Source organism: Azospirillum sp. A29 (assembly GCF_042604625.1).
GTDB lineage: Bacteria > Pseudomonadota > Alphaproteobacteria > Azospirillales > Azospirillaceae > Azospirillum > Azospirillum palustre.
The window spans coordinates 501037-526267 of the sequence record NZ_CP170463.1; the positions used below are offsets into that span (position 1 = coordinate 501037).

The window sequence follows — 25231 nt, forward strand, 5'->3', positions numbered from 1 at the left end:
TGCTATTGTTCGCATCTCTGGATGATTTGCATGAAAAACAATCCCGACTCGGTCAACGTCGCTCTCCTTCAAGGATTATGTCCGCTTTGTTCAATGTCGCAGGCCCCCGACCTGCGTAGGCTGCTTGTCATAAAAACTTGATGGTGCGCAAAGGGATCGATCCCCCGCCCATCCGAACGCGGCCGCCACTGCAAACAAGGCCGCGGGTAAACAGCGTGTTCGCCGACCATTCGCGACCCACGATACGAACAGGAAAGCGGAAGAGGGGCACGGGACAATGAAGTGCAACGAGCAGCAATCCGGCGTTTCCCAGGCCGATACCATCGGTTTTCTCCTGGTTCCCGATTTCTCCATGATCGCGTTCACTGCGGCGGTTGAGCCTCTCCGCCTCGCCAACCACATCAGCGGAAAGGAGTTGTATCGCTGGGTGCTGCTCTCCCCGACCGGCGGCGTTCAGCGGGCCAGCAACGGCATCGGCATCTGCGTCGACCACGCCATCGCCGACTGCCCGCCGCTGTCCACCGTGATGGTGTGCAGCGGCGTCGGCGGTCATTGGTACGAGGATCGGGCGATGTTCTCGTGGATGCGTCGTTCGGCCGCCCAGGGGATCGCCTTCGGCGCCCTGTGCACGGCCAGCCACATCCTGGCCCGGGCCGGCCTGCTGAACGGCTACCGCTGCACCATCCACTGGGAGAACATGGCCGGCTTCGCCGAAACCTTCCCGGAGATCGAAGCGACGGGGGAGCTGTTCACCATCGACCGCAACCGCTTCACCTGTGCGGGCGGTACAGCCGCCACCGACATGATGCTGCACCTGATCGCCGCCCGCCATGGCGAGAAGCTGGCGATGGACATCGCCGAGCAGCTTCTGCACACCAAGATCCGCGCCGGCAGCATCCGCCAGCAAGAAGAGCTGCAAGCCAATCCGGTGCTGGACCACGAGGATCTCCACGCCGCGGTGGCGGTGATGCAGGCCAACATCGAGGAACCGCTGGATCTGCTGACACTCGCGGCGGAACTCGGTCAATCCCGCCGCAATCTGGAACGGCTGTTCCGCAAATACATGAACTGCTCGCCGGCCAAATACTATCTCGGCCTCCGGATGAAGCGGGCGCGGCAGCTGCTGTGCCAGACCCGCATGTCGGTGATGGAGGTGTCGATCAGCTGCGGCTTCATTTCGGCCACCCATTTCAGCAAATGCTATCGCGATCATTTCGGCATCGCACCGCGCAGCGACCGTCAGAGCCAGCGGCACAGTCCGCTTGCCGCGGCGCATGAGTTCGCCGGCCTGACCTGACGCCACAGCGAAGGGGGGAAGGTCAAGCGGCACCGGATCGGGGGAAACAGGCATGGGGCGGCGGAAATCGCCAGATTGCTGTCGCTTTCGAACAGATGCCGCCCTCCGGATGTCGGTAAGGTATAAATGCGGCCCGCCCGACACCAGATCCACGCTCGGCCCCGCCGGACAACAGCCAGGAGGACGGCACCGATGCTAGACGCGATTCTTTCCGCCCAATGCGCGCGTGGCCTGACCGCCGCCGGCTCCGGCCCGTCCACCATCCCTGCCGGTCTTTACGAGCTGTTCCTGGAAAACGTCGTCCTGCCCTGCCGGATCGGCGTCTTCGATTATGAGCGCGACGCGCCCCAGCGGGTGCGCATCGACCTGCTGTTGCAGGTGCGCCAGGACGGCGCCCAGTTCTCCGACGACATCGGCGACGTGCTGTCCTACGACGATCTGCTGTCCGGGCTGAAGCGGATCCTGATGGACGAGCACACCAACCTTGTCGAGATGCTGGCGGAAAAGATCGCCCGCATGTGCCTTGCCCACGAACAGGTGCAGTCGGCCCGCGTGTCGGTGGCGAAGCTGGACATCTATGATGGCGTCGCGGTGCCGGGCATCCGGCTGGAGCGGACGCGCGACCAGATGCCGGGCCAATCCCTGCCGGCGTCGCGCCGCCCGCTGGCGATGGCGGACCGGCGGATCTGACCCGATGACGGCCAACGCATCGCCTGGGGACGGATCCCCAGCCCCCGCGGCGCGGCCCTGGGTGATCAAGATCGGCGGCAGCCTGTCCGACTGGCATCGGCTGGGAACCTGGCTGGATCTGATCGCCCGCCCCGGCCATCTCCATCCCGTGGTCATCGTGCCGGGCGGCGGGCCCTTCGCCGACGCCGTGCGCGACGCCCAGGACAACTGGCGCTTCGACGACCGGCTCGCCCACCGCATGGCCCTGCTGGCGATGGAACAGTTCGGGCTGATGCTGCACGGCATCTGCCCGACCCTGCATACAGCGGCGACGCGCGAGCGGCTGCGGTCGCTGATCCGGGCGCGGATGCCGGCGGTGTGGCTGCCGTCGGCCATGGCGCTCGACCAGCCCGAGATCGCCGAAAGCTGGGAGGTCACCTCCGACAGCCTCGCGGCATGGCTGGCGGTGGAACTGGACGCGGCGGCGCTGGTGCTGGTCAAGTCGGGGCCCTGCCCCTGCGCGGCGACCGATGCGGCGTCGCTGGCCCGCGACGGGCTGGTCGATGCGGCATTCCCGCTCTGGCGCGCCCGCTTCGCCGGCGAAAGCTGGTGCATCCACCGCGACAACCACCTGCTGATGGAGGAGGCGCTGGCGGGCCGCGCCACTCCCGGCTGCGCGCTGCTGCGCTGCCCCGAAGTCGAGCCCTTGCCCAGCGTGCGGGCATGAACAGCATCGCTCCTCCGCCGGCACCGCCGCGGCTGGCCTGGGCGCTGACCGGGTCGGGCCATTACATCAAGGAGACGCTCGACCTGATGGCGCGGCTGGCGCCGCTCGACGTCTTCCTGAGCAAGGCGGCCGAGGAGGTCATGCGCATGTACCGCCGCCGCGACGGCAACTTCCCTCCCGGCACCCGCCTGTTCCGTGACCGGGCCGCCAGCGCCCCGCAGATCGGGCGGTTCTATTTCGGCGAATACCACACACTGGTGGTCGGGCCGGCGACCTCGAACACCGTTGCCAAATGCGTGCAGGGGATTTCCGACACGCTGCCGACCAACGCCTTTGCCCAGGCCGGCAAATGCCGGGTGCCCTGCATCGTCTTCGCCTGCGACACCGCGCCGGAAATGATGACGGAGGCGCCGCACGGCATGGTCCCGGTCTATCCCCGGCGCATCGATCTGGAGAATGTCGAACGGCTGCGCGGGTTCGAGGCGACCACGGTCGTCGAAACCGTTCCCGAACTCGAAGCGGCGCTGAAGGCGCGTCTGGAATGTCTGACCACCTCGTCTTCGTGACCGGAAAGCTGGCGGAGCCGCGCCTGCGGGCGATGCTCGACGGGATGGCGCCCGCCCCCTTCCGCTTCGACGTGGTGCAGATCGGCGTCAGCGTCGCCGCCCTGATGACCGAGGAGCTGATCAGGCGCCGCCTGCCGCCTCCGCCTCCCGGCGCGCGCGTGCTCCTGCCCGGCCGGACCCGCTGCGATCTGGCGGCGTTGTCCGCTCATTTCGGCGTCGCCTTCGAACGCGGGCCGGAGGAACTGCGCGATATCCCCGCCTATCTCGGCGGGAGGGCGGCACAGGCCGACCTGAGCGCCCATGCGGTGACGATCTTCGCCGAGATCGTCGACGCGCCCCGCCGTTCCGTCGACAATCTGCTGGAGACCGCTGCAAGGCTGCGCCGCGACGGCGCCGACGTCATCGATCTCGGCTGCCAGCCGGGCGAACGGTTCGAGGGGCTGGAGACCGCGGTCGCGGCACTGGTCGCCGCCGGCCACAGCGTCAGCGTCGACAGCGCCGACCCCGACGAGCTGCTGCGCGGGGCGGCGGCCGGCGCCTCCTACCTGCTCAGCCTCAGCGAGGACACGCTGTGGGTGCTGGACCGGACGGACGCCACCCCGATCCTGGTTCCGGCCAAGCCGCGCGACCTGGAATCGCTGTGCCGCGCCGTCGACCGCCTGCAAGCCGCCGGCCGGCGTTTCCTGGCCGACCCGGTGCTCGACCCCATCCATTACGGCTTTACGGACTCGGTGGTTCGCTATCACGCCCTGCGCCGCCGCTATCCCGACATCGGGATGCTGATGGGCATCGGCAACCTGACCGAACTCACCGACGCCGACACCACGGGCACGACGGCGATGCTGATGGGCATGGTGTCGGAACTGTCGATCAGCGCTGTCCTCACCCTTCAGGTCAGCCCGCATGCCCGCACGGCGGTGCGCGAGGCCGACCGGGCGCGGCGGATCATGCATGCCGCCGCGGAAAGCGGCAGCCTGCCGAAGGGCATCGACGACGGGCTGATGGCCCTGCGCGACCGCCGCCCCTACGCCGGCACGCCGGCCGAGATCGCGGAAACCGCCCGCAACATCCGCGACCCTTCCTTCCGGGTCGAGGTGGCGGAGGACGGGGTCCATGTCTACAACCGCGACGGCCACCATGTGGCGACCGATCCCTACAAGCTCTATCCCCTGCTCGGGCTGGCGGAGGATGGCGGACACGCCTTCTACATGGGGGTGGAGTTGCAGAAGGCCTTCCTCGCCTGGCAACTCGGCAAACGCTACGTCCAGGACGAGGACCTCGCCTGGGGCTGCACGGTGGAGAAGGCCTCGGAAACGGATGCAGGCAGCGACCCCCACGGCTTCAAGGCGGCGGGCACGACCTTGCAGGAGCGGCGGCGGGCCTGCGGAAAGGCATCATGATCCTCGAAACCATCGTCACCACGCTGGGCGCCGACGGGACCCCGCACATCGCCCCCTTCGGGGTGACGCGGACCGCGGACGATCTGGTGATCGCCCCCTTCCGTCCCTCCGTCACGCTCAACGCGCTGGAAGCCACCGGCCGGGCCGTAATCAATTTCACCGACGATGCGCGCCTGTTCGCCGGGTGCCTGACCGGGCGGCGGAACTGGCCGCTGGTCCCGGCAACCACCATCGCCGGCGTGCGACTGGCCGACAGCCTCGCCCACTGGGAGGTGGAGGTGGTCCGGATCGAGGCCGACCCGGTGCGCCCGCGCTTCCATTGCCGGACCGTCCATCGGGAGGCGCATCGGCCCTTCGAAGGCCACAACCGTGCCGCCGCCGCCGTGATCGAAGCGGCGATCCTGTGCAGCCGGCTGCACCTGCTGCCGTGGGAGAAGGTGGAACGGGAAATGGCCTACCTTGCCATCGCCGTCGAGAAGACCGCCGGAGACCGCGAACGGGAGGCCTGGGGCTGGCTGACCGACCGCGTGGCGGCCTTCCGGTCCGACAGTCGCGCGGCGGAACCGCCTGCCGCCGGAGACGCCGCCAGCCCCGCTGCGGACGATATGGCAAAACAACAGGTGCACTCATGATCCGCATGCTCGCCAGCGTGACCAATCCCGTGGAAGCCGGGATCGCCGTGACGGCCGGAGCCGACCTGATCGATCTGAAGAACCCGGACGACGGCGCCCTGGGTGCGCTGCCGGCCAACATCATCGAGGCCTGTCTGCGAACGGTGGATGGACGCAGGCCGGTCAGCGCCACCATCGGCGATTTGGCCATGGACCCGGCGCTTATGGCGGCGGCGGTTTTCCGGACGGCGGCCACGGGTGTCGACATCGTGAAGATAGGAATTACCGACGGGGGCGATCCGCTTGCCTGCATCGCCGCAGCCGCCGAGGCGCGGGGCGTTGCCGCGCTAGTCGGCGTCATCCTGGCCGACCTGACCGCCCCTACCCCCGAACTGGTCCGCGCCATGGCCGATGCCGGCTTTATCGGTGTGATGCTGGACACCGGCCTGAAGAACGGTCGCACCCTGCGCGATCATCTGTCGGCCGACGCGCTGGCCGCCTTCATCGGGCAGGTGCGCGAGGCCGGACTGCTGGCCGGGCTGGCGGGGTCGCTGAGGCTTGCCGACATCGGTCCTCTGGCTGCGCTAGGGCCCTCGATCCTCGGCTTCCGCGGCGCGCTTTGCCAGGGCGGCGCGCGGCGCGACGCAATCGACCCGGACAGGATTGCCGAGGTCGTCCGAAGCGTGCGCGATGCGGTTGCGCTGAGCGAGTGCCTCTGACACCCAAATGACTGCCCCGGATTCGCTGTATTCATCCCTTTTGCGACGGCTCCCCACGGTCGCTGGGGTGGGTTGCAGCGTGGGCGGGTTGACCCTGCGGGCAACCGATGGTCGATTGCTTGGCACCGCCAACAAAACCGCCCAGGCTGTTCATGACCATCGAAAGCGCCGCCGGCCGATCCACCGAGTCTCCCAGCGGTGGCCCGGCGGCCACCCGGCCTGCCCCCCATCCGACGAAAAATTCACAGGCGGAGAACCCGGCACTGCATCATCCGCTGCTGGTCGCCGTCACCCTCGTGCTCGTGGCGCTGAACCTGCGGCCGGCGCTGTCGAGCCTTGCGCCGGTGATGGGCGATGTGGTGCGCGATGCCGGCCTGAGTTCGGGGCAGGCCGGACTGCTGACGACCTCGCCCGTGCTTTGCCTCGGCCTGTTCGGGGTGATCGCACCGCGTCTGGCCCAGCGCTTCGGCACGGAGCGGACGATTTTCTTCACGCTGCTGGTCCTGGGGTTCGGCGTCGCGCTGCGCGGGGTCGGCAACTTCGCCGCGCTGTTCGCCGGGGCGACGCTGGCGGGTGCGGGGATCGGCATCATCGGCGTGCTTCTGCCCGCCGTGGTGAAGCGCGATTTCCCCCGCAAGATCAGCCTGATGATGGGGGTCTACACCATGGCGCTCTGCGCCGGGGCGGCGACCGCCGCGGGCGCGACGGTGCCGCTGGAGCGCGCCCTGGGGCAATGGACCGGCGCCCTGGCCTTTTGGGCGGTGCCGGCGGTGGTGGCGGCACTGGCCTGGCTGCCGCTGACCCGCGGACGCCAGAGCGAGGCCGGCCCCGGCACCGCGTCCGTCCGTGGCCTGTGGAACAACGGGCTGGCCTGGCAGATCACCCTGTTCATGGGGCTGCAATCGGCTTTGGCCTACATCGTGCTGGGCTGGATGGCGCCGATGCTGCGCGACCGCGGGTTCGACCCGACGACGGCCGGCCTGATCGTTTCCGGCTCGGTCATGGTTCAAGTGGTGGCGGCGCTGGTCGCACCCATGCTGGCGACCCGCACCCCGAGCCAGAGCCTCGCCGCCGTCTCGATGCTCGGTTGCAGCCTCGTCGGCATGGTCGGCTGCCTCTACGCTCCGCTCTGGACCATCGCGCTGTGGGCGGCGATCCTCGGCATCGGCCAGGGCGGGGCCTTCGCCGTCGCCCTGACCCTGATCGTGCTGCGCTCACCCGACAGCCGCATCGCGTCGCACCTGTCGGGCATGTCGCAGAGCGTCGGCTACACCCTGGCGTCGGGCGGCCCGTTTCTGGTCGGGCTGCTGCATGGCTGGAGCGGCGACTGGCACGCCTCCGCCCTGCTCTTCGTCGTGATCGCGGTGGCGGCAGGCGTCTTCGGTTATCTCGCCGGCCGCCCCCGCCAACTGCGCCTCTGATCGCGCGCTCCGCTCAGTCATACTGCGTCGGGCGGCGGCCGCGCGGTGCCGCGAAGGGTGAGATCGACCGGTGCAGGAACCGGCCATCGCCCGCCTTGCCGGTCTGCACGCCCTTGTCGATGATGACGGTGCCGCGCAGCAGGACGGTTTCGGGCCAGCCCGTCACCTCCATCCCCTCATAGGGCGTGTAGTCGGCCCCGTGATGCATCAGATCCTGGGTGATGGTGACCTTGCGGTCGGGATCCCACAGCACGAGGTCGGCGTCCGCCCCGATGGCGATGCTGCCCTTGCGCGGGGCAAGGCCGTACATCCGGGCATGGTTGGTGGATGTCAGGGCGACGAACTCCTGCAAGGAAATCCGCCCCTTCCCCACCCCTTCGGAGAACAGAATCGGCAGCCGGACCTCGACGCCGGGGATGCCGTTGGGGACCCATTTGAAGGCCGTCCGCTCGCCCTGCTTCTTCTTGCCGGCGGGGCTGTCGAAGCGGAAGGGGCAATGGTCGGAGGAGAAGACCGAGAACAGCCCGGATTGCAGGCCGGTCCAGCAGGCGTCCTGGCTTTCCTTGTCGCGCGGCGGCGGGCTGCAAACGTATTTGGCGCCCTCCATGTTCAGCCCCTTCAGGTCGTCGGCCGTCAGGGTCAGATACTGGGTGCAGGTTTCGGCATAGACCTTCAGGCCGCGGCTCTGCGCCCAGCGGATCTGTTCGATGGCGTCGGCGGACGAGACGTGGACGATCAAGATCGGCACGTCGACAATCTCGGCGAAGGAGATGGCGCGGTGGGTCGCCTCCCGCTCCACCGGGATCGGACGGGATTCGGCGTGGTAATAGGGATCGGTGCGGCCGGCGCGCTCCAGCCGCTCGGTCAGGAACTTAATGGCGTCATAGCCTTCGGCATGGACCATCACCAGCGCCTTCTCGCGCCGGGCGACATCGAACACCTCCAGAAGCTCGCGGTCGTTCAGCTTCAGGTCGTCATAGGTCATGAAGACCTTGAACGAGGTGTAGCCGTCCTGCACCAGCGCCGGCAACTCCTGCCCCAGCACCTGCTCGGTGGGGTCGGAGATGATGAGGTGGAAGGAGTAGTCGATCAGGCACTGGCCCTCCGCCCGCGCGTGATAGGTCTGTACCGCCGCGCGCAGCGACTGGCCCTTGGGCTGGAGAGCGAAGGGAATGACCGTAGTGTTGCCGCCGAAGGCCGCGGACAGCGTGCCGCTGCGGAAATCGTCGGCCATGATCGTGCCGTCGTCGCCGTCCTGCGCGATGTGAACGTGACTGTCGATGCCGCCCGGCATCACCAGCCTGCCGGAGGCGTCGAGGACCTGTCCGGACGTGTCGAGCCGTTCGGCCAGCGCCACGATGCGGCCGTCCTTGATGCCAATGTCGCAGCGGCTGACATCGGCGGCCGTGACCACCGTGCCGTTGCGCACCACCAGATCGAACTCAGCCATGTGCCTGATCCTGTTCCAGATGTGATCGGTCGGTCATCCTCGGGTCGTCCCGGCGCTCACCGCTGCGGCATAGCACTGCCGAGGGCGTCGATGAGACGGTCGACCTCGTCCAGCGTGTTGTAATGGACCAGGGACACGCGGATCACGCCGTTGACCGCGGCCAGCCCCAGCGTCTCGACCAGGCGCTTGGCATAGAAATCGCCGAAGCGGATGCCGATCATCGACTGATCGACCGCGCTCACCACCTCGTCGGACCGGCATCTGTCCACCACGAAGCTGATGGTCGGCACTCGCAGGGAGCGGTCGGCCGCAGCGTGGCCGATGACCTTCACGTCGTTGCGTCCGCGCAGATAGGCAAGCAGCCGTTCGGCAAGCGCCTCCTCATGGGCGGCGATGGCGTCGAAGGCTGCCACAATTTTGGCCCGGCGCGGCCCGGTGGCGCCGCAGCGCTCGCCCAGTTCGGCAAGGTAATCGACGATGCCGGTGCAGCCGACGGCAAGTTCGTAATTCACGTTGCCGGGCTGGAGCTTGTAGGGGATCACCGTCTGGTCGATGAAGTAATGGTTGAGGCTGGGCAGCGCCGCCAGAAGCTCGTGCTTGCCGTAGAGAACGGCGAAATGGGGGCCATAGACCTTGTAGAAGCTGAAGACATAGTAATCGACATCCCAGCCGGCGACATCGACCGCGCGGTGCGGCGCATAGGCGACGGCGTCGACCAGCAGCTTGGCGCCGTGCCGGTGCACCAGCCGGGCGATGTCGGCCACCGGGTTGATGGTGCCGAGGATGTTCGAGGCATGGGTGACGCAGACGAGCCGCGTGCGCCCGTTCAGTAGCTGTTCCAGGTCGTCCAGCGCCAGTTCCAGACTGTCGGGGCGGACAGCCCAGGTCCGGATCACGGCGCCCTTCTCCTCCAGCTTGCGCCAGGGGCCGATGTTGGCCTCGTGGTCGCAGTTGGTTACGACGATCTCGTCGCCGGGCCGGATCTGTTCGGCCATCGCCGCCGACAGGGTGTAGAGCAGGGCCGTCGTGCTCCCACCCATGACCACCTCGTCCGGCCGAGCGGCGCCGATCAGCTCGGCGATGTCGGCATGGGCGTCGGCGACCCGCGCGCCGGACTTCCGCGACACGGCGTAACTGGCCCCCAGCTGCACATTGCTGGTCAGCAGATAATCCCGGATGCGGTCGGCGACGCGCGTCAGGGTCTGGGAACCCCCGGCATTGTCCATGAAGATCCAGTCGCCGGCGAGCGCCGGGAACTGGGCGCGGACAAAGGACAGATCGAGCGGGGAGGTCGTCACGTTCGACACGGGTTCGGTTCCTTCGGTCAGATCGCCGCGGCGTGGTCGGCGACCAGCAGCGGCACGGACAGGGAGACGACGCGGCAGTCGGCGTCGGGATCGGGGGCGCGCCACATCATCATGGCGAAGTCGGCGGTCTCGTCGAGAGCCACAAGCGGACAGTGCCAGACCCCTCCCGCATAGGTGATCGCCTGATCGGGACCGGCGACGAAGGCGCGGGCGGTGCCGGGATCCGGCTCGCCCCTATCGTCGGCGAGGGCAGCGACCACCAGGAAGCGCCCACCGGTCATGGGAACGAATGTCTGGCTGCTGAGCGGATGTTGCTCCATCGCCGTCACGGCAAAGGGCAGTTGCGACGGGATGATGCGGTAGAGCGCCAGCACCGGCGGCAGCGGCTCGCCGGCGAAGCCCAGCCCATGCTCGGCGTCGTAGCGGATGCCGCGCCCGTCATTGACCAGGGACGACCTGCCCATGCCGGCGGAAAGCACCGTGCCGAACGGGACGAAGGCGTCGCCGGTCAGCGGCACCGCCGGGATGATCCGGGCGGCGCTCAATGGTTCAGGACCGCTTGCAGGAAGGCGCGGGCGCGCTCCTCCCTGGGTGCGGAGAAGAAGGCTTCCGGCTTCGCCTCCTCGACGATCTGGCCGCGCTCCATGAAGATGACGCGGTCGGCCACGCGGCGGGCAAAGCCCATCTCGTGGGTGACCACCACCATCGTGACGCCGGTGCGGGCCAGCGACTGCATGACGTCCAGCACCTCGCCGACCATCTCGGGGTCGAGCGCCGAGGTCGGCTCGTCGAACAGCAGGATTTTCGGTTCCATCGCCAGCGCGCGGGCGATGGCGACGCGCTGCTGCTGGCCGCCCGACAGCTGGCCGGGAAACTTGCCGGCCTGTTCGGCGATGCCGACACGGGTCAGCAGCTCCATCGCCCGCTCCTCGGCGGCCTTCGGCGCCAGCTTGCGCACCCGCATCGGCGCCAGCGCGACATTGCGCAGCACGGTCATGTGGGGAAACAGGTTGAAGCTCTGGAACACCATCCCAACCTCGCTGCGGACCGCAGCAAGATTGGGACCGGGCCGGACGGCGACGTTGTCGACCGTCACGGTTCCGGAATCGTAGGTCTCCAACAGGTTAATGCAGCGGATCAGGGTCGATTTCCCCGACCCCGACGGGCCGAGCAGAACGACCACCTCGCCTTCCGCGACATCGAGGTCGATGCCGGACAGGGCGCAGAAGCTGCCATACATCTTGCGCAGGTCGCGAATGGAGATGATCGGCCGGCCGCCCGGAAGCGCGGATGCCCCCCTGCCCGCTTCCCCCGCCTGCTTATCCCCCGGCTGGATATCGTTGGTCTGCATGTCAGCGGCGCTCCCTGGCGAAGTGTCGTTCCAGCGTGCCCACGGCTCGCACCATCGGCAGGAGCAGCAGCACATACAGCGCGGCGGCGCCGATCAACGGCGTCGGGTTCGCCGCCAGCGCCTGGGCCTGGGTCGCCTGCTTCAGCAGGTCGGGCATCGCGACAACGGAGGCGAGCGCGGTGTCCTTCATCACGTTGATGCAGTTGCTGGTCATCGGCGGAATGACGATGCGGACGGCCTGCGGCAGGACGACGTCCCCCATCATGCTCCAGTAGGACAGGCCGAGCGCCTGGCTGGCCTCGAACTGGCCGCGGGGGATCGCCTGGATGCCGGCCCGCAGGATTTCCGCGCTGTAGGCGGCGCTGACCAGCGACAGGGCGGTGGTGGCGGATGCGAAGGGGGAAAGCCGGATGCCGACGAACGGCAGGGCGTAATAGACGATGACCAGAAGCACCAGGATGGGAATGGCGCGGAACAGGTCGATGTACAGCACCCACAGTCCGCGCAGGGCCGGCGGGCCGTAAAGACGCAGAAGAGCGAGGACCAGACCGCCGATCAGGCCGAGCACGATGCTGAGAAACCCCAGCGACAGCGTGGTCCCGAGCCCCATCAGCAGGAGCGGCAGCGCATCCCACAGCACCCTTCCGTTGAAGAAGGTGTCGATCAAGTCCATGAGGGAATGTCCAGGCATGGGCCGGGCACGCGCAACTCAGGCGCCGTGTGCCCGGCCATGGGGTCCGATGGCGGGGAGACGGTCCGCGCTCAGGGCTTCTTCGGGATATCGAGGACCTTGACGGTGCTGCCGTCGGCATCCGGCTTCACGCCGAACCACTTCTCGTGCAGGGCGGCCAGGGTGCCGTCCTTCTTCATCGCGGTGATCTGGTCGTTGACGGCGGGCAGCAGCGGGCTGTCCTTGGCGAGCATCACGGAATAGCGCTCGCCGGTCGGGATGCGCTGGACGACTTTGAACTGCGGCTTGTCCTTGGTGTAGTAGAGCAAGGCCGGAATATCGCTGATGTAGCCGTCCAGGCGGCCGGCGCCGAGGTCGAGCATCGCCGGCTGCAGCCCTTCGTAGCGGCGAACATCGCCGAAGCTGTATTTGGCCTGGTTCTGGTTCACCCACATGTCGCCGGTGGAGCCGGTGTCGACGCCCAGCGACTTGCCCTTGAGATCGTCGACGCTCTTCAGCGGAGTGTTCGCCCGCACGGTCAGAGACTGGTCGCTGTCATAGTAGGGCTGGGCGAAGGAGACCGAGTCCAGCCGCTTGTCGGTGATGGTGATCGACGAGATCGCCATGGCGATCCGACCCGACTGGACGGCGGAGAACAGACCGTTGAAGGGGATGTTGACGATCTCCACGGTCTTGCCCAGGCGCTTGGCCGCCTCGTTGACCACGTCGATCTCGAAGCCGACGAACTTGCCGGACGCGTCCTGGAACTCCCACGGGACGTTGCCGATGTTGGCGCCGACGGCGAGGTCGGCGGCGCGGGCCGGTGCGAAGCCGCCCCAGACGGTGACGGAAGCCGCCGCGAGGAGAGCGAGTTTGAGAATCTGTCTGCGCATGGCTGTACCTGCGTCTCCCTGCATGGGTGGGTGAATGCCTGACGCGAATCCCTGAAAGCCGGTGTTGTCGTTTTCCTTGGTCTGAGAGGCCATACCGGTCTGACCAGTTGGATTGCACGCCCTTTCTGGGCTATTGTCAAGGCGTCGCGTGGGGCACCCCGGCAAGAGCAACGACAGACAGGAATCAACAGGATGCGTGGACGGCTGTTGGTGCCACAGGCGGCGGTCGAGAAGATCCGCCGGATCATCGACGAACAGGGGCTGCGTCCGGGCGATCAGCTCCCGCCCCAGCGCGAGCTTGCCGAGAGGCTGAGCATCAGCCGCGCATCGCTGCGCGAGGCGCTGTCGGCGCTGGAAACCCTCGGCCTGATCCGGATCGAGGTGGGGCGCGGCGTCTATCTCACCGATGGCAAGCCGCCGGACCCGGTCGCCGCCTGGCGGTTCGCCGACCTCTATTCGCCCCGCGAGGTCTATGAGGCGCGGCTGGCGCTGGAGCCGCAGGCCGCCCAGTTGGCCGCGATTGCCCTACCCGACGCGGCGCTCGAAACGCTGTCCAGCACGCTGGTCCGGATGCGCACCGCCTTCGAGGCGCACGACTTCGCCCAGGCTGGGGTGGAGGACAGCAAATTCCACCGCCTGATCGTCGAAGGCTGCGGCAACCGCATGTTCATGGACCTGTTCCGGACGGTCGATGCGGTGGTCACGGAGATCCAGACGCTTCCCTTCGCCCAGGAGGATCGCATCTGGGAAACCCTGGAGGAGCACGAACGGATTTTAACGGCGTTGCAGACGCGCGACGGCGCCCGCGCAGCGCAGGCGATGTCCGACCACATCACCGGTGCCGCGGGGCGCCTGGGCATTCTGCTGGGTGCCGGGAGAGCTGCCGAACCCGTGGCCGGCAGCTCCCTGTAGGGGATCGGCTCAGCCCGCGAACCAGCGGGCCGGGACCATCACCAGCGACGGGAACAGCACCAGCAGGGCAAGGACCAGAAGCTGCGCGAGCAGGAAGGGCCAGACGCCGCGCATCAGGCTGCCCATGTTCAGCTTTGCCACGCCGGCCACCACGTTCAGCACGGTGCCGACCGGCGGGGTGATCAGGCCGATGGCGTTGTTGATGATGAACAGGACGCCGAAATAGACGGGGTCGATGCCGGCCTGCTTGATCACCGGCATCAGAACCGGGGTCAGGATCAGAATGGTCGGCGTCATGTCCATCGCTGTCCCGACGATCACCACCAGCACCATGATGGCGGCCATCAGCAGGGTCGGGCTGCCCATGAAGGGTTCCAGCAGGTCGCCGACCTGGGCCGGCAGGTTGGCGATGGTGATCATCCAGGCCGACACCATGGCGGCCGCGACCAGGAACATCACCACCGCGGTGGTGGTGGCCGCCGAGGCGAACAGGTCGAACAGCTGCGACGGCTTCAGCTCGCGATAGACCACCACGGCGACGAACAGCGCATAGACCGCCGCCACAACCGCCGCCTCGGTCGGCGTGAAGATGCCGAACTTCAGACCGAAGATGATGATACCCGGCAGCATCAGCGCCCAGAAGCCGTCCTTCACCGCCACGGCGACCTCGCCCTTCGTCGCGCGCGGCGGCGGGGCAAGATTCTCGTGGCGGACCACCAGCCACCAGGCGGCGACCAGCCCCAGACCCAGCATCAGGCCCGGAAAGATGCCGGCCAGGAACAGCTTGGTGATCGACACGTTGGCCGCGACGCCGAACAGGATGAAGCCGATGCTGGGCGGGATGATCGGCGCGATGATGCCACCGGCGGCGATCAGCCCGCAGGAGCGCGCCTTGTCATGGCCGGCCCGCACCATCATCGGTACCAGCAGGGCCGACAGGGCGGCGGCATCGGCCACCGCCGACCCGGACAGGCTGGCGAGGATGCAGGAAGCGAGAATGGCGACATAGCCGAGCCCGCCGCGAATATGGCCGACCAGCGCCATCGCCACGGCGACGATGCGCCGCGACAGGCCGCCGGCATTCATCACCTCGCCCGCCAGCATAAAGAAGGGCACGGCGACCAGCGGGAAGCTGTCGGCGCCGTTGACGACGTTCTGGGCGACGATCTGGGCGTCGAACAGGTCCATATGGAACATCAGCGCCACGCCGCACAGCAGCAGCGCGAAGGCGATCGGCGTGCCGATGGCCATGGCCCCCAGCAGCGAGCCGAGGAAGACGGTGACGGTCATGGGAGAAACTCCTTGCCGCTCGGGCTATCGCGGAATCAGGCCAAGGGATCAGGCGTGCCGGCCGGTGGGCGCATGGGTGGCGTCGACCGTTTCTTCGGACTCCGTCACCGTGATCAGTTCGCCGTCCTTGAGGCGGCCGGTGAGCGCGCGGACGAGGTTGAAGGCCAGAATCACCAGCGCCAGGACGCCGAACACCACGCCGGAGCCATAGAAGAATCCCATCGACAGGCCGGTGGCCGGTGCCGTCACCGACAGGTTGATCAGGGTCTGGTCCCAGCTGCCGCCGAGCAGAAGCCCGGTCGCGTAGATCATTAGCAGATGGCTGAGGCAGAAGCAGACCAGCCGCCCCGCCCTGGGCAGGAGGGCGACCATGGTGTCCATGCCGAGATGGCCGTGCTTGTGCAGCGCCACCACCGCGCCCATGAAGGTCATCCAGACGAAGAGAAGCCGCGACAGCTCCTCCGACACCGTGATGCCGCTGTTGAAGCCGTAGCGCAGCACCACGTTGCCGAACACCAGCACCAGCATGCCGGCCAGACAGGCCACGATCGCGACCTTCAGAACGAAGACATACCCGTCGATGAAGCGGCCCATCCGTTCCTCCCCTAGAGTCTGTCTGATGCTTATTGAAGCACCAGACAGACTCTTAGCTTTTGGTTTCCGTGTGATTCACGCTTCAAGCGATTCCGCTTGAACCGATCACACTCTAAAGCTCTTTTCGTTCAGGACCCCGTCAGGTCATTCGGCCGGCAGGGCCGCGATTTTGGCGCGGAAGGCGTCGGTGCCGGCGACGACCTTGTCGAGCACTGCGTCGAGCGCCCAGAAGCGTTCGCGCACGTCGTACTGGATCACCCGGCAGCGGATCGACCCGAAGGTGCCGAGGCGCTGGTGGTACATCTTGGCGAAGGCCGGATAACCCAGGCTTTCCGATACGGCGGCAACCACCAGGAAGGTCGCCAGGTCGTCCGCCAGTTCGGGATGGCGGTCGCCATGCAGCCGCATCCAGCGGTAGAGGTCGGGGTGGATGTTGGTGAAGACCCCGGTGAAGCCCGGCGACCCGGCCCGCATGGCGTCGCGCGCAATGGCGGCGTTGGCGTTGATGATGGCAAGGCCGGAGCCCTCGGCGATCTTCAGCCGGCGCTCGACCGTCGGCAGATCGCAGCTGACGTCCTTCAGCAGCACGAAGCGGCCGCTGTCGATGCACAGCCGCAGCTCCTCGTCGCTCAGCAGCCGGCGGTAGGGCGCCGGGCACTCGTAGAGGCCCAGCGGGATGTCGCTCGGCAGACGCTCCAGCAGATGGGACAGGTGGCGGCGGAACGCCTCCGTTCCTTCGTTCTTCGGGTCGAGGTGGTTGGTCACCAGAACCAGCGCGTCGCCACCGGTGGCGGCCATTGCCGTCAGTTCCTCGACCTGGGCGTCGAGGTCGTCGCTGATGTGGCCCGACACCACCACCGGCACCCGGCCGGCGACGGTGGCTACGACGAATTTCGCCAGATCCACTCGCTCGGCCAGCGACAGGAACTGCATCTCGCTGGACTGGCAGACGGCGAACAGGGCGTCGGCGCCGTTGGCCAGATACCACTCGATCAGGCGGGTCAGACCCGGATAATCGATCTCGCCGGCATCGGTGAAGGGGGTCAGCATCACCGGGATGATGCCGTCAATGCGATGCGCCATGGGAAGACTTCCAATCGGGAGGGAATGCAAAAGCAAGGGAGTGGACGGGTGGCCTGTCAGGCGACCGCCAGCCCGCCGAGTGCTGCGTCGGTTTCCGCCGCCGCCGGCAGGCTGGCCTGACCGCCTGCCCGCGTGCAGGACAGCGAGGCAGCACAGGCGGCGCGGCGAATGGCGGCGGCGAGCGGCCGGCCGCGGTCCAGTTCGGCCGCCAGCACCCCGACGAAGCAATCGCCGGCCCCGGTGGTGTCGCGCACCGCGACGGCAGGAGCCGGCTGATGGCCGCTGCCGTCGACCGACGACCATTCGACGCCGTCGCCGCCCAGCGTGCGGATCACCGTGCCGCCCAGCAGGGAACAGAGCGACGCCGCGTCGTCGGCGCAACCGAGATGGTTGCCGAGCCACGCCGCCTCATCCTCGTTGACCACCAGGATGTCGACGGACTTCAGCACGGGGAGCGGCAGCGGGGCCGCCGGAGCGAGGTTCAGGATCACCCGCGCCCCGAGCCGGCGGGCGCGCAGGATCAGCGCCGCGGTCTCACCGGGATCGGACTCCATCTGCACGATCAGAGTGGTGTCGGGCGAGAGAAGCGCGTCCTCCACCTGATCGGCGCGCGACTGGAGGTTGGCCCCGCCGGCGACGACGATCTGGTTGCGGCCCGCCGCGTCGGTGCAGACGGCGGCGGTGCCGGTCGCCCGGTCTGTCACCGCGACACGGGACAGATCGACACCGGCGCCGCGCAGCCCGTCCAGCGCGGTTTCCTTCAGCCCGTCGCCGCCAACGGCCCCGACCATCGTCACCGCGGCGCCATCGCGGGCGGCGGCGACGGCCTGGTTGGCCCCCTTGCCGCCGGGATGCAAATCCAGCGACCGCGCCAGCAGGGTCTGCCCGGCAAGGGGCAGATCCTCCATGGCGAAGATCATGTCGAGATTGATGGATCCGAAGACGACGATCATGGCTCTGCTCCGCTGCCTTACCGCACCGTCACTGGGCGGCGCGCGCCTTGGCGATCTCGGCCTGGGCCTGCGCCATCAGAGCGGGATCGACCTTCTGCGAGAACTTCTCGACCACCGGGCGGATCTTGGCGCGGAACTTCTCGATCTCCGCCGGGGCCAGCTCGGTGACGGTCATGCCCTTGGCCTTCAGCTCGTCCACCGCCTTGCTCGCCTGCTCGCGCGAGACGCGGCGCTCGTAATCGCGGGCCTCCAGCGTGGCGTCCTGGATCAGCTTGCGCTCGTCCTCGTTCAGCTTGGCCCAGAACTTGGCGCCGACCAGCACGGCCTGCGGGTTGTACATGTGGTTGCTGAGCGTCAGGTACTTCTGCACCTCGTTCAGCTTGGCGGTCAGGATGCTGGGGGCCGGGTTCTCCTGGCCGTCCACCGTCTTGCTCTCAAGCGCGGTGTAGACCTCCGGGAAGGGCAGCGGCACGGCGTTGGCGCCCAGCGTGTTGAACAGATCGATGTAGATCGGCGACTGCACGACGCGGATCTTCAGGCCGGCAATGTCTTCCACCGTAGCGATCGGACGGCGGCTGTTGGTCAGCTGGCGGAAGCCGAGTTCCCAATAGCCGAGACCGACCAGCCCCTTGGCCGACAGCTTGTCCAGCAGGGTCTTGCCCACCGGGCCGTCCATCACGGCATCGGCCACCTTCGGCGAGTCGAACTGGAACGGCAGGTCGACCATGACGAAATTGTCGTCCAGGCTCGACAGCAGCCCGGCATTCAGCACCGTCATCTCGACGATGCCGCCCTGGAGCGCGGAGATCATCTGCACGTCGCCGCCCAGCACGCCGTTGGTGAAGAGCTGGACCTTGATCTTGCCGCCGCTCTTCTCCTTCACGATCTCGGCGAACTTCGCCATGCCCAGCGCCAGCGGCGACCCGTCGGCACCGGCGCTCGCCAGCTTCATGGTGTGCGCGCCGATCTCCGCCGCATTGCCCATGCCGCTGAACAGCAGCATGCCTGCCGTGACGGCGCTCGCCAGAACTGCCTGAAGACCGTTGCGCATACCATTCCTCCTGATGCGGCCCGTTCGTCGGCGGGCCTTCGCGGGTTGCCATGGGAAAAACGGGCCGGGAAACGTGAGCGCGTCACATGGCCGGCGCCGTTAATGTAAGCGCTTACATAGATCGCATCACGGACTGATGCAACAACAAACTTGACGTGGCATGGAGGATATGTAACCGCTTTCAATAAAGCGGTTCCGCACAACCTTATGGAGATGCCGGCGATGTCAGAGCGCGATCCGAAGCCCGGACCTGCGCCCCGCGCGTCCGGTGCGCCCTCTGTGTCCGGTGCACCGCGTGCGCCCCGTGCCGTGGATGTCGCCGCGGCGGCGGAGGTATCGATCGCCACCGTTTCGCGCGTCTTCAACAATCCGGAAAAGGTCGCCCCGGCGATCCGCGAACGCGTGCTGGCGACCGCCAAGGCAATGGGCTGGATGCCGCACGCCGCCGGCAGCGCGCTGGCCCGCCGCCGCACCTCCATCGTCGGGGCGGTCATTCCCACCCTCGACAACGAGGTGTTCGCCGCCCAGGTCGGGGCGATGCAGGCCACCTTCGCCGACCGCGGCATCACGCTGCTGCTGAGCTGTTTCAATTACGACCGGGATCAGGCGGCGCACGACGTCCAGGCGATGCTGGCCCGCGGGGTAGAGGCGCTGGCCATCGTCGGCGAGGCCCACCGGCCCGACCTGTTCGCCAGCATCCAGGCCCGGCACATTCCCTATGTCGTCACCTACAGCCACCGGCCGGACAGCCCGCACCCCTGCATCGGCTTCGACAACCGGCAGGCCTTCCACAGCATCGCCCGCCATCTGCTCGACCTCGGTCACGAAACCATCGGGGTGATCATCCAGCCGACCACCGGCAACGACCGTGTCGCCGCGCGCCTGGACGGGGTGCGCGAAGCGCTGGCCGAACGCGGCCTCGGCATCCGGCCACAGCATCTGTGCGAAGGGGAATGGAGCATCGATTTCGGCCGGCAGAGCGTGCGCGCCATGCTGGCGAGCGATCCGCCGCCGACCGCGGTGATCTGCGGCAACGATTACCTCGCCCTCGGCGCTCTGCTGGAGGCGCGGGCGATGGGGCTGTCGGTGCCGCATGACCTCAGCATCACCGGCTTCGACGACATCGCCATCAGCCGCCAACTCGACCCGCCGCTGACCACCATGCACGTCGATAATCACGAGATCGGCCGGCGCGCCGCCGCCTATCTGCTCGCCTGCCTGGAGGGGAGCCAACCGTCCGCTCTGCCGCCGCTGGTGCCGACCCTGATCCGCCGGGGAACGACGGCGGCTCCACGCCCTTAACGCGGCGCCGCCACCGCTTGCAGGGACGCGAGGTAACGCTCCTCCCACTGCCGGCAGGAGTCCAACTCGTCGAACAGCCAGTCGCGGAAAAGCCGGACCTTCGGCAGGTCGAAGGACGACTTCAAGGTCACGAAGCCATGCCCCTGCGCCTTGAGCGGCCGGGGCGGGAACGGAATCACCAGCCTGCCCGACTCCAGTTCCCGCCGGGCGAGCAGCAGGCTGTCCAGGCAAACCCCCATCCCGTTCACCGCGGCGTTGATCGCCATGAAGGAGCGGTCGAAGCGCAGGCCGCGCTCCATGTCGAGCTGCACGCCGCGGTGCCGGCGGGCCCAGTCGCGCCAGCCGACGATGTTGATTTCCGAATGGATCAGGATATGGCGACTCAGATCCTGCGGCCGGCGGATCGGGTTCAGGCCATTGGCCAGCTCCGGGGCGCACATCGGCACGATGGTGTCCTCGGGAAACTGGGCCATCACGCAACCGGACGGCGGCGGACCGGGGTTGTAGCGGATGTCGATGTCCACCGCCCCCGTCGTCAGGTCGATGGGTGAGACCGAGGCCTGGAGCCGGATGTCGATGGCCGGGTGAAGCTCCTTCACCCGGTTCAGCCGCGGCATCAGCCATTGCGTGGCGAAGCTCGGCATCGAGCGCACGGTCAGGATGGTGGTGCCGGCCCCGGCGGTGGTGGCATTGCGCGTGGCGGCATCGATGCGGGCGAAAGCAGCGATGATTTCGGCGGCATAGGCCCGCCCGGCGTCGGTCAGCGTCACCGACCGGTGCACCCGGTGGAACAGCGGAAAGCCCAGCTGCTCCTCCAGAAGCTTCACCTGATGGCTGATTGCCGACGGCGTCAACCCGAGATCCTGTGCTGCGGTTGCAAAGGATTGCAACCTCGCGGCAGCCTCGAACGCTTGCAACGCCTTGATTGAGACCCGCTTCCGCATCGCAGCATTCAGGTGAATTCAGTTCATCCAATTGCGATCTTATTCGTTTGTCAGGCTCACCTCAAGATCATAATATTTGCTCAACGATCTGCCGAACAAATCATCGGTCGACCCCACGAATACTCCCACAACCAAGCAAAACCGGCGCTCCGTCGCGGCACCCGCAAGGCCGCCACGGCGGAGCCTGCTTCGAGAAGAGGAAGCGACCATGCTGCTGTCCAACAAGGTTTGCGTGATCACCGGGGCGGCGTCGCGCCGCGGCATCGGCCGGGCGACCGCCAAGCTCTTCGCGCTGCATGGCGGGCGCGCGATCATCCTAGACCTCGACGGTGCCCAGGCTGCCGAAGCCGCCGCCGAACTGGGCGAGGCGCACCGCGGCTTCGCCTGCGATGTGACCGACCGCGATGCCTGCTTCGCCGTCGCCAACCGCGTGGTGGAGGAGTTCGGCCGCATCGACGTGCTGGTCAACAATGCCGGCATCACCCAGCCGCTGAAGTTCATGGACATCGGCCCGAAGAATTACGAGGCGGTGACCGACGTCAGCCTGCGCGGCACGCTTTACATGAGCCAGGCGGTCGTCCCCCACATGCGGGAGCGCAAGTCCGGCTCCATCGTCTGCATCTCGTCGGTGTCGGCGCAGCGCGGCGGCGGCATCTTCGGCGGTCCGCATTACAGCGCGGCCAAGGCCGGCGTGCTGGGGTTGGCCAAGGCGATGGCCCGTGAACTGGGACCGGACAATGTCCGCGTCAACTCGGTCACGCCCGGCCTGATCCAGACCGACATCACCGGCGACAAGCTGACCCCGGAACTGCGGACGGAAATCCTCAAGGGCATTCCGCTGAACCGCCTGGGCGACGCCGACGATGTGGCCCGGTCCTGCCTGTTCCTGGCGTCCGAGCTGTCCTCCTACGTCACCGGCGCCACGCTCGACGTCAACGGCGGCATGCTGATCCACTGATCCCGAAATGCTGGAGACACCTCTCGTGGACACCGCAACCGACACCACCCCGCTGGGGCACAATGTGCCGCTGGCCGAACGCGCCTACCGCATCCGCCGCAACGCCCTGCTGATGGGCGAAGTGCAGGGCCAGGGCTATATCGGGCAGGCGCTGGACATCGCCGACGTGCTGGCGGTCTCCTACTTCCACGCCATGACCTACCGGCCCGAGGATCCGCACTGGGAGGGGCGCGACCGTTTCCTGCTGTCCAACGGCCATTACGCCATCGCGCTCTACGCCGCCCTGATCGAGGCCGGCATCGTCCCGGCCGAAGAGCTGGAGACCTACGGCAGCGACGACAGCCGCCTGCCGATGTCGGGCATGGCTGCCTATACGCCGGGCATGGAGATGTCGGGCGGTTCGCTCGGCCTCGGTCTCGGCATCGCGGTCGGCATCGGGCTCGGCCTGAAGCGCAAGAACTCCGCCAGCCGCGTCTACACCCTGTTCTCCGACGGCGAGCTGGACGAGGGCTCCGTCTGGGAAGCCATCATGTCGGCCGCCCATTACAAGCTCGACAACCTGATCGCCATGGTCGACGTCAACAACCAGCAGGCCGACGGTCCGTCGACCCAGGTGATGGCGTTCGAACCGCTGGTGGACAAGCTAGAGGCCTTCGGCTGGTTCGTCCAGCGCGTCGATGGCAACGACATGGACGCGGTGGTCGCCGCCTTCGACGCCGCCAAGTCGCACCCGGAGCCCAAGCCGCGGATGATCGTCTGCGACACCAAGATGGGCAAGGGTGTGCCCTTCCTCGAAGCCCGCGAAAAGAATCACTTCATCCGCGTCGACGCGCACGAATGGCAGCAGGCGCTGGACGCGCTCGAAGCCGGGAGGACCGCATGAGCACCGTCACCACGACTGGCGCCGCCACCGCCGCCAAGCCACGCCTGAAGACCTCCGCCATGATCGCCTCGATCGCGGCGGAGGGGCAGCGGACCAAGCCGGCCCCCTTCGGCCATGCGCTGGTAGAACTGGCGAAGCAGCGGCCGGAGATCGTCGGCATGACCGCCGACCTCGGCAAATACACGGACCTGCACATCTTCGCCCAGGCCTACCCGGACCGCTTCTATCAGATGGGGATGGCCGAACAGCTGCTGATGGGCGCGGCGTCGGGCATGGCGCACGAGGGCATGATGCCCTTTGTCACCACCTACGCCGTCTTCGCCTCGCGCCGCGCCTACGACTTCGTGCACCAGACGATTGCGGAGGAGAACCGCAACGTCAAGATCGCCTGCGCCCTGCCGGGCCTGACTTCCGGCTACGGCCCCAGCCATCAGGCGGCCGAGGATCTGGCGCTGATGCGCGCCATGCCGAACATGGTGGTGATCGATCCCTGCGACGCGCATGAGATCGAGCAGGTGGTTCCCGCCATGGCCGCCCACCAGGGTCCGGTCTACATGCGCCTGCTGCGCGGCAACGTCCCGCTGGTGCTCGACGAGTACGACTACAAGTTCGAACTCGGCAAGGCCAAGCTGCTGCGCGACGGTGCCGACGTGCTGGTCATCTCGTCCGGCATCATGACGATGCGGGCGCTGGAGGTGGCGCAGCGGCTGGAGGCCGACAAGATCGGCGTTGCCGTGCTGCACGTCCCCACCATCAAGCCGCTCGATACCGAGACCATCCTGCGCGAGGCGGCGCGCACCGGCCGCATGGTGGTGGTGGCGGAAAACCACACCGTCATCGGCGGGCTGGGCGAGGCGGTGGCCGGCACCCTGTTGCGCGCCGGCGTCACCCCGGTCTTCCGCCAGATCGGTCTGCCCGACGAGTTCCTGAAGGCCGGCGCCCTGCCGACCCTGCACGACCTCTACGGCATCTCCACCGATGCGATGGCGGCCAGCATCAAGGGCTGGCTGTAAGGGCTCTTCGGGACGCGGGGAGGCCGCCTCCCCGCCCCTGCAACCGGTCCCTGCCGTCGGCTTCCGCCGCCCAAAAAGGCCAAACCCTAAAAAAGCCGAACCACAGAATTCCGGAGAGGAAACCATGCTCAAGATGCCGCCCTTCCGCTCGACCTCCTTCCGTCCCAGCCGCCGCGCCGTTCTTGCCGCCGCCGGCGCCATGCCGCTGGTCACCATCCTGAAATACCCGGCGGACGCCGCCGAGTTCCAGTTCAAGTACGCCACCGGCCAGGATCCGACCCATCCCGTCAACATCCGCGCCCAGGAAGCGATCGACCGCATCCGCGAGGCGACCTCCGGCCGGCTGGACATCAAGCTGTTCCCGGCCAACCAGCTGGGCAGCGACACCGACCTGCTGGGTCAGGTGCGCAACGGCGGGGTCGAGATCTTCAATCTCAGCTCGCTGATTCTCGCCACCTTCGTCCCGGTGTCCGGCATCACCAGCATGGGCTTCGCCTTCAACGACTACAACGCCGTCTGGCAGGCGATGGACGGCGACCTCGGCAAGCACATCCGCGCCGAGATCGCCAAGACCCCGATCATGACGCTCGGCAAGATATGGGACAACGGCTTCCGCCATGTCACCTCCTCCACCCGCGTCATCAAGACCGCCGACGACATCAAGGGCTTCAAGATGCGGGTGCCGCCGGCGCCGGCGCTGACCTCGCTGTTCAAGGCCATCGGCGCCGCTCCCGCCCCGATCAATTTCAACGAACTGTATTCCGCGCTCCAGACCGTGGTGGTGGAGGGGCAGGAAAACCCGCTGGCGATCATCGCCACCGCCCGCCTGTACGAAGTGCAGAAGACCTGCAGCCTGACCGGCCATGTCTGGGACGGCTACTGGGTGTTGGGCAACAAGCGGGCCTTCGCCAAGCTGCCGGCCGATGTCCAGGGGATCGTCGGCCGCGAACTGGACCGCTCGGCCGACGACCAGCGCGCCGACATCGCCGCCCTGAACGACAGCCTTCAGAAGGATCTGGCCGCCAAGGGGCTGACCTTCCACACCGTCGACCGCGAGCCGTTCCGCAAGGCGCTGTCCTCGACCAGCTTCTATCAGGAGTGGAAGGACAAGTACGGCGCGACCGCCTGGGAACTGCTGGAGAAGGTTTCCGGCAAGCTCGGCTGAGA

Annotated in this window: 26 protein-coding genes; 14 read left to right on the forward strand and 12 right to left on the reverse strand. The window is 67.5% G+C overall.

The window, feature by feature from the left end; translation table 11 throughout:
* The first annotated feature begins 277 nt into the window (after positions 1-277).
* The 8 genes from ABNQ38_RS10795 to ABNQ38_RS10830 all read left to right on the forward strand — a co-directional run bounded on the left by ABNQ38_RS10795 (position 278) and on the right by ABNQ38_RS10830 (position 7410).
* Positions 278-1297 carry a GlxA family transcriptional regulator gene (locus tag ABNQ38_RS10795; RefSeq protein ID WP_377806832.1) on the forward strand — a complete coding sequence of 340 codons (1020 nt, stop codon included), beginning with the start codon at positions 278-280 and terminating at the stop codon, positions 1295-1297.
* A 192-nt stretch (positions 1298-1489) separates the two neighbouring features.
* Positions 1490-1987, forward strand: a complete 498-nt coding sequence (locus tag ABNQ38_RS10800; protein ID WP_109047611.1) for a dihydroneopterin aldolase — start codon at positions 1490-1492, stop codon at positions 1985-1987.
* Between the two features lie 4 nt (positions 1988-1991).
* Positions 1992-2693 (forward strand): uridylate kinase, encoded by a 702-nt coding sequence (locus ABNQ38_RS10805; RefSeq protein ID WP_377806833.1) that lies wholly within the window; start codon positions 1992-1994, stop codon positions 2691-2693.
* Positions 2690-3259 (forward strand): flavoprotein, encoded by a 570-nt coding sequence (locus ABNQ38_RS10810; RefSeq protein ID WP_377806835.1) that lies wholly within the window; start codon positions 2690-2692, stop codon positions 3257-3259. The genes ABNQ38_RS10805 and ABNQ38_RS10810 overlap by 4 nt, the downstream gene beginning before the upstream one ends.
* Positions 3235-4659 carry a DUF6513 domain-containing protein gene (locus tag ABNQ38_RS10815; RefSeq protein WP_377806836.1) on the forward strand — a complete coding sequence of 475 codons (1425 nt, stop codon included), beginning with the start codon at positions 3235-3237 and terminating at the stop codon, positions 4657-4659. The genes ABNQ38_RS10810 and ABNQ38_RS10815 overlap by 25 nt, the downstream gene beginning before the upstream one ends.
* A complete protein-coding gene (locus tag ABNQ38_RS10820; RefSeq protein WP_377806837.1) occupies positions 4656-5291 on the forward strand; it encodes a DUF447 domain-containing protein in 636 nt (211 codons plus the stop codon). The genes ABNQ38_RS10815 and ABNQ38_RS10820 overlap by 4 nt, the downstream gene beginning before the upstream one ends.
* Positions 5288-5989, forward strand: coding sequence for a (5-formylfuran-3-yl)methyl phosphate synthase (locus tag ABNQ38_RS10825; RefSeq protein WP_377806838.1), 702 nt, complete (start codon positions 5288-5290; stop codon positions 5987-5989). Before ABNQ38_RS10820 ends, ABNQ38_RS10825 begins: the two co-directional genes overlap by 4 nt.
* Before the next feature lie 152 nt (positions 5990-6141).
* Positions 6142-7410, forward strand: coding sequence for a CynX/NimT family MFS transporter (locus ABNQ38_RS10830; protein WP_377806839.1), 1269 nt, complete (start codon positions 6142-6144; stop codon positions 7408-7410).
* A 13-nt stretch (positions 7411-7423) separates the two neighbouring features.
* On the opposite strand, the gene hydA is transcribed toward ABNQ38_RS10830, so the two are convergent.
* The 6 genes from hydA to ABNQ38_RS10860 all read right to left on the reverse strand — a co-directional run bounded on the left by hydA (position 7424) and on the right by ABNQ38_RS10860 (position 13081).
* Positions 7424-8860 (reverse strand): dihydropyrimidinase, encoded by a 1437-nt coding sequence (hydA, locus tag ABNQ38_RS10835; protein WP_377806840.1) that lies wholly within the window; start codon positions 8858-8860, stop codon positions 7424-7426.
* Positions 8861-8916: 56 nt separating this feature from the next.
* A complete protein-coding gene (locus ABNQ38_RS10840) occupies positions 8917-10167 on the reverse strand; it encodes a cysteine desulfurase-like protein (protein ID WP_377806841.1) in 1251 nt (416 codons plus the stop codon).
* A gap of 17 nt (positions 10168-10184) precedes the next feature.
* The gene (locus tag ABNQ38_RS10845) at positions 10185-10712 is read right to left on the reverse strand and encodes an ureidoglycolate lyase (protein ID WP_377806842.1); all 528 of its coding nucleotides are present in this window, start codon (positions 10710-10712) and stop codon (positions 10185-10187) included.
* Entirely contained in the window at positions 10709-11407 is a 699-nt protein-coding gene (locus ABNQ38_RS10850; RefSeq protein ID WP_377807412.1) for an amino acid ABC transporter ATP-binding protein, read from the reverse strand. The genes ABNQ38_RS10845 and ABNQ38_RS10850 overlap by 4 nt, the downstream gene beginning before the upstream one ends.
* A 112-nt stretch (positions 11408-11519) precedes the next feature.
* Positions 11520-12191, reverse strand: coding sequence for an amino acid ABC transporter permease (locus ABNQ38_RS10855; RefSeq protein ID WP_377806844.1), 672 nt, complete (start codon positions 12189-12191; stop codon positions 11520-11522).
* A gap of 89 nt (positions 12192-12280) precedes the next feature.
* Positions 12281-13081 (reverse strand): transporter substrate-binding domain-containing protein, encoded by an 801-nt coding sequence (locus ABNQ38_RS10860; RefSeq protein ID WP_377806845.1) that lies wholly within the window; start codon positions 13079-13081, stop codon positions 12281-12283.
* 192 nt (positions 13082-13273) lie between these two features.
* Between ABNQ38_RS10860 and ABNQ38_RS10865 the strand changes: the two genes are divergently transcribed.
* Positions 13274-13993: a FadR/GntR family transcriptional regulator gene (locus ABNQ38_RS10865; protein WP_377806846.1), complete on the forward strand. Its 720-nt coding sequence runs from the start codon at positions 13274-13276 to the stop codon at positions 13991-13993.
* A gap of 9 nt (positions 13994-14002) precedes the next feature.
* Here the strand turns inward: ABNQ38_RS10865 and ABNQ38_RS10870 are convergent, their stop codons facing one another.
* From ABNQ38_RS10870 to ABNQ38_RS10890, 5 genes are all read right to left on the reverse strand, one after another.
* Positions 14003-15283: a TRAP transporter large permease subunit gene (locus tag ABNQ38_RS10870; protein ID WP_377806847.1), complete on the reverse strand. Its 1281-nt coding sequence runs from the start codon at positions 15281-15283 to the stop codon at positions 14003-14005.
* Positions 15284-15331: 48 nt separating this feature from the next.
* Positions 15332-15877 carry a TRAP transporter small permease gene (locus ABNQ38_RS10875; protein ID WP_377806848.1) on the reverse strand — a complete coding sequence of 182 codons (546 nt, stop codon included), beginning with the start codon at positions 15875-15877 and terminating at the stop codon, positions 15332-15334.
* 144 nt (positions 15878-16021) lie between these two features.
* Positions 16022-16960 (reverse strand): dihydrodipicolinate synthase family protein, encoded by a 939-nt coding sequence (locus ABNQ38_RS10880; RefSeq protein WP_377806849.1) that lies wholly within the window; start codon positions 16958-16960, stop codon positions 16022-16024.
* 56 nt (positions 16961-17016) lie between these two features.
* A complete protein-coding gene (locus tag ABNQ38_RS10885; protein ID WP_377806850.1) occupies positions 17017-17913 on the reverse strand; it encodes a ribokinase in 897 nt (298 codons plus the stop codon).
* Positions 17914-17941: 28 nt separating this feature from the next.
* A complete protein-coding gene (locus ABNQ38_RS10890) occupies positions 17942-18964 on the reverse strand; it encodes a TRAP transporter substrate-binding protein (RefSeq protein ID WP_377806851.1) in 1023 nt (340 codons plus the stop codon).
* Between the two features lie 279 nt (positions 18965-19243).
* Between ABNQ38_RS10890 and ABNQ38_RS10895 the strand changes: the two genes are divergently transcribed.
* Positions 19244-20266, forward strand: a complete 1023-nt coding sequence (locus tag ABNQ38_RS10895; protein WP_377806852.1) for a substrate-binding domain-containing protein — start codon at positions 19244-19246, stop codon at positions 20264-20266.
* Here ABNQ38_RS10895 and ABNQ38_RS10900 read toward each other — a convergent pair.
* Positions 20263-21210, reverse strand: coding sequence for a LysR substrate-binding domain-containing protein (locus tag ABNQ38_RS10900; RefSeq protein WP_377806853.1), 948 nt, complete (start codon positions 21208-21210; stop codon positions 20263-20265). The genes ABNQ38_RS10895 and ABNQ38_RS10900 overlap by 4 nt on opposite strands.
* 208 nt (positions 21211-21418) lie before the next feature.
* Between ABNQ38_RS10900 and ABNQ38_RS10905 the strand changes: the two genes are divergently transcribed.
* From ABNQ38_RS10905 to ABNQ38_RS10920, 4 genes are all read left to right on the forward strand, one after another.
* On the forward strand, positions 21419-22168 hold the full coding sequence (locus tag ABNQ38_RS10905; RefSeq protein WP_377806854.1) for an SDR family NAD(P)-dependent oxidoreductase: 750 nt from the start codon (positions 21419-21421) through the stop codon (positions 22166-22168).
* Between the two features lie 25 nt (positions 22169-22193).
* Positions 22194-23051: a transketolase gene (locus ABNQ38_RS10910; RefSeq protein WP_377806855.1), complete on the forward strand. Its 858-nt coding sequence runs from the start codon at positions 22194-22196 to the stop codon at positions 23049-23051.
* Positions 23048-24064, forward strand: a complete 1017-nt coding sequence (locus tag ABNQ38_RS10915; RefSeq protein ID WP_377806856.1) for a transketolase family protein — start codon at positions 23048-23050, stop codon at positions 24062-24064. Before ABNQ38_RS10910 ends, ABNQ38_RS10915 begins: the two co-directional genes overlap by 4 nt.
* Positions 24065-24188: 124 nt before the next feature.
* Positions 24189-25229, forward strand: a complete 1041-nt coding sequence (locus tag ABNQ38_RS10920; protein ID WP_377806857.1) for a TRAP transporter substrate-binding protein — start codon at positions 24189-24191, stop codon at positions 25227-25229.
* Positions 25230-25231: the final 2 nt, after the last annotated feature.